Annotated in this window: 10 protein-coding genes; 9 read left to right on the top strand and 1 reads right to left on the bottom strand. The window is 45.6% G+C overall.

The genetic code is table 11. The features are described 5' to 3' along the window. The first annotated feature begins 398 nt into the window (after positions 1–398). Entirely contained in the window at positions 399–1763 is a 1365-nt protein-coding gene (locus KE626_RS18685) for a sensor histidine kinase (RefSeq protein WP_249207553.1), read from the top strand. A 16-nt stretch (positions 1764–1779) separates the two neighbouring features. After that, a complete protein-coding gene (locus KE626_RS18690; RefSeq protein WP_211974458.1) occupies positions 1780–2592 on the top strand; it encodes a HesA/MoeB/ThiF family protein in 813 nt (270 codons plus the stop codon). Between the two features lie 230 nt (positions 2593–2822). On the opposite strand, the gene KE626_RS18695 is transcribed toward KE626_RS18690, so the two are convergent. Further along, positions 2823–3707: a S66 peptidase family protein gene (locus KE626_RS18695; protein WP_249207555.1), complete on the bottom strand. Its 885-nt coding sequence runs from the start codon at positions 3705–3707 to the stop codon at positions 2823–2825. Between the two features lie 157 nt (positions 3708–3864). Between KE626_RS18695 and metG the strand changes: the two genes are divergently transcribed. The 7 genes from metG (at position 3865) to KE626_RS18730 (ending at position 12030) form a co-directional block, all read left to right on the top strand. Beyond that, positions 3865–6003, top strand: coding sequence for a methionine--tRNA ligase (gene metG, locus KE626_RS18700; protein ID WP_211974460.1), 2139 nt, complete (start codon positions 3865–3867; stop codon positions 6001–6003). A 187-nt stretch (positions 6004–6190) separates the two neighbouring features. Then, positions 6191–6568, top strand: a complete 378-nt coding sequence (locus KE626_RS18705) for a four helix bundle protein (RefSeq protein WP_211974461.1) — start codon at positions 6191–6193, stop codon at positions 6566–6568. A gap of 26 nt (positions 6569–6594) precedes the next feature. Continuing rightward, entirely contained in the window at positions 6595–8997 is a 2403-nt protein-coding gene (locus tag KE626_RS18710; protein WP_211974462.1) for a 3-hydroxyacyl-CoA dehydrogenase/enoyl-CoA hydratase family protein, read from the top strand. 98 nt (positions 8998–9095) lie between these two features. Next, complete coding sequence (locus KE626_RS18715) at positions 9096–9989, top strand: ABC transporter ATP-binding protein (RefSeq protein ID WP_211974463.1); 894 nt, start codon at positions 9096–9098, stop codon at positions 9987–9989. After that, entirely contained in the window at positions 9986–10768 is a 783-nt protein-coding gene (locus tag KE626_RS18720; protein WP_211974464.1) for an ABC transporter permease, read from the top strand. Before KE626_RS18715 ends, KE626_RS18720 begins: the two co-directional genes overlap by 4 nt. 84 nt (positions 10769–10852) lie before the next feature. After that, positions 10853–11644, top strand: coding sequence for a 5'/3'-nucleotidase SurE (gene surE, locus KE626_RS18725; protein WP_211974465.1), 792 nt, complete (start codon positions 10853–10855; stop codon positions 11642–11644). An 80-nt stretch (positions 11645–11724) separates the two neighbouring features. Continuing rightward, a complete protein-coding gene (locus KE626_RS18730; RefSeq protein WP_211974466.1) occupies positions 11725–12030 on the top strand; it encodes a hypothetical protein in 306 nt (101 codons plus the stop codon). Positions 12031–12032 lie beyond the last annotated feature (2 nt).

The raw sequence follows: 12032 nt of genomic DNA on the forward strand, positions 1-12032 counted from the left end.
TAGTAAAGGAAAAAAAGAAAGAGAACCGGGAGATAGGAAAAATAAAAAAAGGAGGCTAGAAAACCTCCTTACCATTTTATCAACCAAAATCTAAATCGCTTATGGAACGAATCCACATCGATGTATGTAGAAAGTTTAATTACTTTGTTATGATCTTGAACTAATCAAATTTAGTACCAAGATTCTGAAGCAAAGGTAAGGAAAGAAGCAATAATAAATTCAGCAGTGCCCAGTTAAAATTACGTTAAAGTAATGTTGTATTGCTGTTAATACGCCTGCAGGCAATATCCAGCCTGGAATTTTGTATCATAGTTGCTATAGCAAACATCTATTTTAACATATTTTAATATTGCTATGCGCTTATCTTTGATGGAATTTAAAAGCCTGACAAATTATACATGATACCACTGAAGAAGATTTTCCCCGTTATCGTTGTACTGATCACCTTGTCCCTCCTCGGCATTATCTATATCCAGGTGAGCTGGATTAAAAGCGCGGTGCTGATTAAGCAGGAACAGCTTTTTCAACGCGGTGTCAGTATGTCCAATGATGTATACAACGACATGATGTACCGTCGCCAGGCTGCTGTGATGTTTAAGCTGGATAATCCAAAAGACCCGTCCGGCGCCGTTAAAGGCTTTAACCTGGATGTTACCCGCGGGGCTTATTCCCCCCTTTCTGTCAGCGATTTCTTTAATGTACAGGAAGTGAAACGGTGTATCCAGAACAATATGAGGAAAAATCACCTCGATTCTACCAGCTTTGAATTCGCCATTATCAACACCACTCCGGGATCGGAAATAGGAACACTGAAGATGCAATCGGCGGGATTTGAAAAAATGTACCGGGAAAATGAGGCCGACAACGACCGGAAAAAATATACGGTGCACGTGGTATTCCTTACAGAACCTAACGATTTTAATGCGAGGGGAGAGAAACTGATCATCATTATGCCGTCTGATGATACAGTGGCCAAACAGTTAGGCGTAATGATCACCGGTGGCGTACTGTTTACCATGATCATCATCATGGCCTTTGCCCTCACCATCCGCACCCTGCTGAACCAGAAGAAACTCTCTGAAATAAAATCGGATTTTATCAATAACATGACGCATGAATTGAAAACACCGCTGGCTACCATTTCCCTGGCCATTGATGCGATCCGTAATGAGAAAGTAATGTCAAAACCGGAAAAAATCCAGTATTTCTCCGGTATCATCAAGGAAGAAAACAAAAGAATGAACAAGCAGGTGGAGAGCATCCTGCAATCGGCCCTGCTGGAGAAAGACGAAATAGGACTCAAACTCCAGGCTACCGATGTGCATAACGTTATCCAACATACGGCCGATAACCTGCAACTGCAGCTGGCGGCCAAAAATGGGGTGGTAGATCTCCAGCTGGATGCCATCAACCCCGTGATTATGGCCGATGATGTACACTTCTCCAACCTCATCTTTAACCTGATGGATAATGCCATCAAATACTCCAACGACCAGCTGGAGATAAAAATACAAACCTATAATACCCGCAAAAGCCTGTTCATCGTAATCAGCGACAACGGTATCGGCATGAGCCGCGACACTATTTCGCGTATCTTTGAGAAGTTCTACCGCGCCCACACAGGGAATGTGCATAACGTAAAAGGTTTCGGTCTGGGACTTACCTATGTGAAGGCGATTGTAGATGCCCATAAAGGAAAAATTAAAGTGGAAAGCACCGTGGGCAAAGGCAGTAAATTTACCCTGGAGTTTCCACAGGACTAGATAAAGGACAAAGCATATGATACTTAGTGAAAAAGAAATACACCATTTTAAATACCCCATCGCCGTTCCGGGGATAGGCATCGGTATGCAGGAAAAGCTAAAGGAAGCCCGCGTATTAGTAGTGGGCGCCGGTGGTTTGGGCAGCCCGGTGATACAATACCTCAGTGCCAGTGGTATAGGCGTGCTGGGCATCGCCGATTATGGCGTTATCAATGATGAAGATATGCATCGCCAGCCGGTATACCAGATGCAGGACATTCGTAAACATAAGGCGAAAATGGCCGCCAGCCGGCTTTGGGCAGTGAACCCGTATACGAAACATTACCCGATACTGGTACAGGTAAAACCTGAAACAATAGGAATGATGCTGGTCGGATTTGACCTGGTGATCGACTGTACCCAACACCTGCCTACCCACCTGGTTATCAACGATGCCTGCCTGGTACATAATAAGCCGTTTATTACCGGGGAAGTTCATAACTGGATGGCCTGGTTTGCCGGGTTTAACATGCCCCTGCCGGATGGTTCTACCTCGGCATCCTACCGTTGCGCGCTGCCGCTCACGGAAGATTACCGCAATTTCGACGCAGGTGCTATCGGTGCTACCCATGGTGCATTGGGCATGCAGATCGTATGCGAAGTAATAAAGTACCTGATGGACGTTCCGGCCGGTATCGCCGGAAAATTATATGGTGTCGATTATCTCCATAACCAAACACAGGTACATGAACTACAGCCGGATACAGCGTTGATCGAAAGTACCAGGGCTGCCGGCGTGCTTACCGCAGAAGCGTATGGACTGGAGATTGTTCCGGATGTGGAAGACTAGTGCGGAATTTGTCTTTGCCCAGGATTTTTTCTTGCCCAGGATTAAACTGATTTTGATGATTTACAAGATTTTTCCTTTTTTGATTTTAAAAGATTAGGGAAGATATAAGCAAATTGGCTTACATCTTCCCTAATCTTTTAAAATCAAATTATAACCACAATAAAAAAATCCTGTAAATCATCAAAATCAGTTTAATCCTGGGCAAGAAAAAATCCTGGGCAAAGACAAAATCAAACTTCCGATAGAATTGTTTTAGCCCCGATCTTCAATTCATGCTTCACTCCCAGTTTTAGCGCATAGTTAGCCGGCTGATGCCCGCTGGGGAAACCAAAACATACCGGGTAATCATAGTCTTTTACAAGGTTGCTGATGATTTCGTATTCTGTTTGACCAAAAGGAGTATCTGTTTCTTTGCCGTCTGTAAAAGCCCCTACTACCAGCCCTGCCAGTTTATCCAGCCAGCCGGCGCGCTTCAGGTTATACATCATGCGGTCAACGTTATACCGGTATTCGCCGATATCTTCGAGGAGCAGGATCTTTCCTTTGGTATTTACCTGCGAAGGCGTACCGGAAAGATTAGCCAGCATAGATAAATTGCCGCCCACCAGTATACCGGTGGTTTTGCCTTCCCGGTTCAGCGGATGCGCTGCAGTAGAATAGCGGTATGGCTTGCCTTTCAGCGCGGTAGCCAAACTGCGTACATATTCATCGTCCAGCGTATCGGGTGTAATACCGCTGCACATCATAGCATGCAGCGTGGCAATACCAAATTGCCGGTTGATATGGGAATGCAGGGTGGTAATATCGCTGTAACCGCACAGCCATTTGGGTTGTTTGCGGAAACGGGTAAAATCAAGCTTGTCGATGATGCACACCATGCCATAGCCACCACGGCCAAATATAACCGCCTTTATTTCCGGATCGTCCAGCATATCCTGCAGTTCTTCCAGTCTCAGTTCGTCCGGAGCAGAGAAATTATGAAAACTGGTGCCTACCGTAATACCGAGGTGTACACGGTATCCCCAGGAAGTGAGTACGCCCCTTGCATACTCTGCTGCCTGCAGGTCCATTTTGCTGCTGGAGCAGGTAATTCCGATCAGATCACCTTTTTTCAAATATGGCGGAATTTTTACCATTGTACCTTTTGTTTACCTTTGCAGATTAGTTAGCGTAAATTCAATCTTTATTCGCTGACTAAGGTGATAAATTGTAATGGTGATTCCAAAAACAATCATCCGATTTAAAGTTTATTTAAGCATTTGTTAAGAGAATATGGGAAAATTTAATAGATATTTAATAACTGCGGCACTACCGTATGCCAATGGCCCGGTGCATATAGGACATCTTGCCGGCTGCTATCTGCCTGCGGATATTTATGTGCGTTATTTACGCTCAAAAAAAGCAGATGTAAAGTTCGTTTGCGGAACCGATGAACACGGCGTACCTATTACCATCAAAGCCATGAAGGAAAACGTAAGCCCGCAGGATGTTGTAGACAAATATCATAAGATCATCGGAGATAGTTTTGCCGCTATGGGTATCTCCTTCGACATATTTGCCCGTACCAGCGCACCTATTCATCATCAGACCTCCCAGGATTTTTTCCTGAAAATGTATAACGACGGCCTGTTTGAAGAAAAGGAAAGTGAACAGTTTTTTGATCCGGAAAAAGAAATGTTCCTGGCAGACAGGTACATTGTAGGCACCTGCCCTAACTGTGGTAACGATAAAGCCTATGGTGATCAGTGTGAACGCTGTGGCAGAACCCTGAGTCCCGACGAACTCATAAACCCACACTCTGCCCTGAGCAATGCGCCATTGGTGAAAAAGAAAACCAAACACTGGTACATGCCGCTGCAGAACTATGAACCATGGCTGAAGGAATACATTGTTGATGGTCATAAGGAGTGGAAAAACAACGTATACGGACAGTGTAAAAGCTGGCTGGACAGCGGTTTGCAAAGCCGCGCCATGACGCGCGACAGCAACTGGGGTATCAAAGTGCCGTTGCCGGATGCAGAAGGCAAAGTACTGTATGTATGGTTTGATGCGCCCATTGGCTATATTTCCGCCACCAAAGAGCTGACGGAAAACTGGGCAGACTACTGGTGTAAAGATGATACCAAACTGGTACACTTTATCGGTAAGGATAACATCGTATTCCACTGTATTATTTTCCCGGCCATGCTGAAGGCACATGGCGGTTTCGTATTACCCGACAACGTGCCTGCCAACGAATTCCTGAATATCGAAGGTGAAAAAGTTTCCACCTCCCGCAATTGGGCGGTTTGGGTGAATGATTATATCGAAGACTTCCCTGATCAGCAGGATGTATTGCGTTACGTGCTTTGCGCTACCGCACCCGAAACCAAGGACAACGACTTTACCTGGAAAGATTTCCAGGATCGTAATAACAATGAGCTGGTAGCGGTGTTCGGTAACTTTGTAAACCGGGCGATGGTGCTGATGCATAAATTATGCGGAGGAAAAGTACCATCATTGCATGAAGCATTTATAGAAGATACCGATCGCGAGATGCTGAAAGAATTCGGACTGGCGAAAGAAAAAATAGAAAACAGTCTCGAAAACTATCGCTTCAGGGAAGCATTGGCAGAAGTGATCGAATTCTCCAGGAAGGGGAATATTTATCTGCAGCAGAATGAACCGTGGATACTGGCTAGTGTCATTGAAAACCTGAACAACGGAACATGGAACGAAAAGCATGACAAGTATAAAGGGAAAACAGAAGAATATTTGCGTGCACGTATCGACATCAGTCTGCATATTGCATTGCAGATGACTGCTAACCTGGCCATCTTCTCGCACCCGTTCCTGCCTTTCACATCCAGGAAGATCTGTCACTTGTTAAAGGTGGTAGACCGTATGCTGGAATGGGATAATGCCGGCAGCGACAAACTGCTGAGTGTTGGTTACTCATTACGGGCGCCTGAGTTGTTATTCAAGAAAATAGAAGACGAGCAGGTAACCGCACAGGTACAGAAGCTCCATGCAGGATTAAAACAGGCACAGGAAGCTGCTGCGGCAGCCGCGCCTCCTGCGGAAGAAACAATACCGGCTCCTGCCAAACCCGAAATACAATACGATGATTTCGCCAAACTGGACCTGCGTGTAGGCACTATCCTGCAGGCGGAGAAAGTAGCAAAGGCAGATAAACTGTTGAAACTGCTGGTAGACATCGGAACAGAGCAACGCACTGTAGTATCCGGTATTGCGATGCACTTCACGCCCGAAGACATTATAGGCAAACAGGTAACCCTGGTAGCCAACCTGGCTCCCCGCAAAATGCGCGGTATCGAAAGCCAGGGTATGATCCTCATGGCGGAAGACAATGGCAAACTGATTTTTGTAAACCCTGCCGAAGCAGTAAAACCAGGCAGCGGGGTAAGCTGAGATAGCTTTTAGCTATTAGCTATTAGCTTTTAGCAGGCGAAGAAGGACGCTATAGTTTGTTTTTGAAGAAGACGGATTTTAAGGAAGTATTATTTTAATGAAGTATTATAATGAGCCGGTACATTTTGTGCCGGCTTTGTTTTTATATTTATCTTGTAGAATGTTAACCTAATAAAATTTAACCCCAATGAGAAACTTTCGTACCATGATTGTGTGGCAGAAGTCATTCGACCTTTGTACAAAAATCTATGACCTGACAAAATCATTCCCGTCTGAAGAGAAGTTCGGGTTGGTGAGCCAACTAAGAAGGGCCGCTGTTTCTATTCCCAGCAACATAGCAGAAGGGGCCGCCAAATTTACAGATGCTCATTTCAAAAAATTTCTCGAAGTGGCCATTGGTTCATCCTTTGAAATGGAAACCCAATTATTAATCTCCCACCAGATTTACCCACCGCTACAAAAAAGTATTTCAGAAATCATCCTTCCCTTGCTGATTGAAGTCCAAAAAATGCTAAATTCAATGATCAGTAAACTGACAACCGCTGTAAGCTCCGCTAAAGACTAACTGCTAACAGCTAAAAGCTAAAAGCTATGACGACACATATCAAAAAGGTAGCCGTTTTAGGCTCGGGAGTAATGGGATCAAGGATTGCCTGTCTTTTTGCGGGCATTGGCGTACAGGTCTTGCTGCTGGATATAGCGCCCAAGGAATTGAATGATGCGGAGAAGAAGAAGAATCTGCCGCTCGACAGTCCTGCTGTGAAGAACCGGATTGTGAATGACGCACTGCAGGCTGCTATTAAATCGAATCCATCACCTGTTTTCACCAAGGATGTAATCAAACGCATTAAAACGGGCAACTTTACAGATGATATGAAGCTTGTAGCGGAGGTAGACTGGATCATCGAAGTGGTAGTGGAAAACCTGGCGATAAAGAAAATCGTTTTTGACCAGGTGGAGCAATTCAGGAAGCCGGGTACGCTCATCACCTCCAATACCTCCGGTATTCCTATTCACCTGATGACAGAAGGCCGCAGTGAAGATTTTAAAAAACATTTCTGCGGTAGCCACTTCTTTAATCCACCCCGTTATCTTCGTTTGCTTGAAGTAATACCTACTCCGCATACCGATCCTGCAGTGATAGATTTCCTGATGCACTACGGCGATCTTTACCTTGGTAAAACCACCGTATTGTGTAAAGATACCCCGGCGTTTATCGCCAACAGGGTAGGAGTGTTTTCTATCATGGCTATTTTCCACATCATGCAGGAAATGGGATTAGGCATTGATGAAATAGATGCACTCACCGGACCGGTAATAGGCCGTCCTAAATCCGCTACCTTCCGCACTGCCGATGTAGTGGGAATTGATACGCTGGTGAAGGTGGCCAAAGGCGTAATGGATAATTGTCCGCAGGATGAAGCTATCGGCATTTTCCAGATACCGCCATTCCTTCAGAAGGTGGTGGAAAATAACTGGTTGGGAGATAAGACCGGCCAGGGTTTCTACAAGAAAACCAAAGGAGAAGGTGGCAGTAAGGAAATACTGACACTGAACCTGCAAACCATGGAGTACGGGCCTAAGCAAAAAGCTAAGTTTGGCAGCATCGATGCCGCCAAACCTGTGGAAGATCTGAAGCAACGTATTAAAATGCTGACATCGGCCACAGATAAGGCAGGAGAGTTCTACAAGCTGTTTCATGCTTACCTGTTTTCCTATGTATCGCACCGCATTCCGGAAATAGCAGATGATCTTTATAAAGTAGATGATGCCATGAAAGCCGGCTTTGGCTGGGAAATAGGTCCTTTCGAAAGCTGGGACCTGCTGGGGGTGGAAGCATCCGTGAAACTGATAGAGGAAAAAGGTCTGACTGTTGCCGGTTGGGTGAAAGATATGCTGGCAAAGGGTATCAAGACTTTCTATAAAGTGGAGAATGGTAAGAAGTTTTATTATGATGTTACTTCTCAGGCGTATAAAACAGTACCTGGTGAAGGACAGTTCATCATCCTCGAGAACTTTTCCAATAATGTGGTATGGAAAAACAGCGCCTGCAGCCTGATTGATATTGGTGATGGCGTGGTTTGTTTTGACTGGAAAACCAAGATGAATACTATTGGAGGCGAAGTGCTGGAGGGATTAAATAAAGCGGTAGACCGCGCGGAGAAAGACTTCCGTGGCCTGGTGGTGGGTAATGAGGGCACCAACTTTTCTGCCGGCGCCAACGTGGGGATGATTTTTATGCTGGCAGCGGAACAGGAATTTGATGAGCTGGATATGGCTGTACGGCTGTTCCAGCGAAGCACTATGCGTTTACGTTATTCATCGATACCGGTGGTGGTGGCGCCACATGCCCTCACCCTGGGTGGTGGTTGCGAAATGTGTTTACATGCGGATAAGGTACAGGCGGCCGCCGAAACCTATATTGGGTTGGTGGAACTGGGTGTGGGGCTGATTCCCGGCGGTGGCGGCACCAAGGAAATGGCACTCCGTGCCAGTCTCGAATACAAAGAAGGACGGATTGAGGAAGAACCGCTGAAAGATTACTTTATGACGGTAGCCACCGCAAAAGTAGCGACCTCCGGTTTTGAAGGATTTGATATGGGCGTTTTACGCAAAGGGCACGATGAGATCACCATGAACCAGAGCCGCCTTATTGCAGATGCCAAACGCAGCGTGATTGTGATGGCAGATGAAGGATACACCCGTCCGATCGAAAGAACAGATATTAAAGTATTGGGTCGCGGCGCCCTGGGAGCCTTGCTGGCAGGCGTTTATGCCATGAAGTTCGGCAACTATATCTCAGAGCACGACCAAAAAGTAGCCAATAAACTGGCATATGTGATGTGCGGTGGCGATCTCACAGAGATGTCCTATGTAAGCGAACAATACCTGCTGGACCTGGAACGCGAAGCTTTCCTGAGTCTTTGTGGTGAACGCAAAACATTGGAACGTTTACAGAGTGTGATCAAAACGGGCAAGCCGGTACGAAACTAAAAACTGTTATTTTAATTTATGGGAAATGTAGTGAAGATTAGCCATAAGATCATTCGCTGCATTTCCCTTTTTATTTTCCACATTCATATTGTTTTTCTGTGCCAATTCTATCCTTACAAAACATCTCCAAAAGCTACGGATCTGTACAGGCCTTATCCGGCGTTTCCTTTGAAGTGCCCGCAGGCAGCGTGTTCGGTGTGCTGGGGCCTAACGGCAGCGGTAAAACCACTTTGCTGGGTATTGTTACCGACGTGCTGAAAGCAGATACCGGCAGCTTTACGTTATTTGATAGAACACCTACTGCCGGGGAGCGCCGTCAAATAGGTACTTTGCTGGAAACCCCCAACTTCTATCATTATCTCAGCGGGTATAAAAACCTGGAAATCTCCGCTGCTATCAAGCAACGGGGAAAAGATGATATCGCCAGGGTACTGGAGATTTGTGGTCTTACGCAACGACAGCATTCCCCTTTTAAAACCTATTCGCTGGGGATGAAGCAGCGTTTGGCCATAGCGGCCGTATTGCTGGGAGATCCGGATGTATTGATCCTCGACGAACCTACCAACGGCCTGGACCCTTCCGGTATCGCGGAAGTAAGGGAACTGGTGCGGAAACTGGCCGATTCGGGTAAAACAATTATCCTCGCCAGTCATCTGCTGGATGAAGTAGAAAAGGTATGTACGCATGTGGCCATTATACGGTCAGGGAAACTGCTGCTTTCCGGCGCAGTAAATGAGGTGATCAGCAGGAGTGATTATGTAGAAGTATCGGCAGAAGATACCAACGCACTGCGCACGCTGCTGTTGGAATATCCGGGTTGTACCGGGGCGGAAATACAGGGTACTATTGTAAAAGCGTTGTTTGCCGTTGCCCCCGATGCGGCAGCCATCAATAGTTTCTGCGCAAAGCGTGGGATCTGGCTGAGCCATCTGCATGTACGTAAGAAAAGTCTTGAAACCGCATTCCTGGAAATCACTAATATCCCTGCATGATGAAACAAATCATATATACCGAATGGCTGAAAGTAAAGAACTACCGCACTTTCTGGGTAATGTTCATCCTGGCGCTGATCATTATTCCGGCCAGCAATTTTATGTTGGCGGATAGGGCTACCAGTAACAATTTTAAGCAGGTAGGAAAAATATTTGGTAACCCATTCAGTTTTCCGGAGGTATGGCTCACCGTAGCCTCGATGAACAGCTATATGTCGCTGTTATTCGGCCTGTTGCTGATTATCCTCGTTACCAACGAATATACTTACCGTACCAACCGGCAAAACGTTATTGATGGTTGGGAAAGAAGTCAGTTTGTATATGCCAAGCTGTTCTGGCTGGTCACTATTTCGCTGCTTACCCTGATAGTGGCTACCGTTAGCGGGGCCTTGATAGGATTAATATATGGGGATAAGCCCTTCAGCCTGGAAGGATACCAGTATCTGCTGTATTATTTCCTGCAGCTGAATGTAATGCTCACCATTGCACTGTTGATCGGCGTACTGGTAAAACGGGCCGGACTGGGAATTGTATTGTTTATAGCCTATAATATGATGCTGGATCAGCTGTTGTCGTTTTTCCTGAAAAGAAGCGTAGGGCCTATTGGTGGCTTATTACCGCTGCAGAGCGGGGATGAACTGCTGCCTTTCCCGCTGGTGGGTAAAATGGTAACTACTGATACACAATATGATACTTATGTGTATGTAACGGCTATGCTGGTTTATATTGCAGCAGGTATCTACCTGGTTTTCAGAAAAGTATTAAAATCGGATCTGTAGAAATATCTATATATTTTACATTCTTTTAAAGCGAAATGTTTAACAGAGAGCTTAAATTTGTTGGGCAAAGCTAAATGGTGAATTATGGTAAAACAGGAACGGGTAATATTGGTAACGAACGACGATGGAATTACTGCACCGGGTATCCGTGCACTGATTGAGGCAGTAAAACCGTTGGGTAAGGTGGTGGTGGTAGCTCCGGATAGCCCCCAGTCGGGCAAAGGGCATGCTATTACGATCGGGATTCCTTTGCGCTTAAACCAGGTTGATATTTTTGAAGGAATTGAAGCATGGCAATGTTCAGGTACGCCGGTAGATTGCGTGAAACTGGCGCGTGATAAAATCCTGCATGGTAAACCAGACATTTGCGTGAGCGGGATTAACCACGGCGCCAATCATTCTATCAATGTGATCTATTCAGGTACTATGTCGGCCGCCATGGAAGCTGCTATTGAGGGTATTCCTTCCGTAGGGTTTTCGTTCCTGGAATATAGTTATGATGCAGATTTTTCTTTACCGAAGAAAGTGGCATACGAAGTAACCAAACGTATGCTGGCATCAGATTTACCGCCGGGTGCGCTGTTTAATGTGAATATTCCGATTGTTGAGGAGAAGGATTTTAAGGGGCTGAAAATCAGCCGGCAGGCAGATGCCAAGTGGGTGGAGGAATTCGACGAACGCCGCGACCCGCACGGCAAAAAATATTACTGGCTCACCGGCGAATTTAAAAACAGGGATACCGGGGAGGATACGGATGTGTGGGCATTGGAAAACAACTATGCGTCTGTGGTGCCGGTGCAGTTTGATCTGACTAACTATTCGCTGAAAAAGAGGCTGGAAGAGGATTGGAAAGAAACGGGGCTAAGCTCCAACTAAAGGCTGAAAGCAAAAAGCAAAAAGCTATTCTCATTACCAAACTAAAAGCTGCAAGCTAACAGCTAAATGCTATTATCGCCATGTTAAAAAAAGACAATCTTCCATTAGGAATTTTACTGGGGTTTTTAACTCCTGTAGCCGCATTTTTTCTGTACTATTTTTTTGTGATCAGAATGCAGCATAATGATGTGGGGCTTGGACAATTTCTGGGTATCTTAAAAGATAACCGGCAGATGATTCCAAAGCTTACCAGTATCTGCCTGTTGTTGAATGGACTGGTGTTTTTCCTGTATACCAGGAAACGGATGGATATTACAGCTAAAGGTATTTTCCTGATGACCATGCTGTATGCGATCGGCATTTTATTGCTCAAACTGATCAGATAATT

This window comes from Chitinophaga hostae (assembly GCF_018224885.1).
Taxonomy (GTDB): Bacteria; Bacteroidota; Bacteroidia; order Chitinophagales; family Chitinophagaceae; genus Chitinophaga; species Chitinophaga hostae.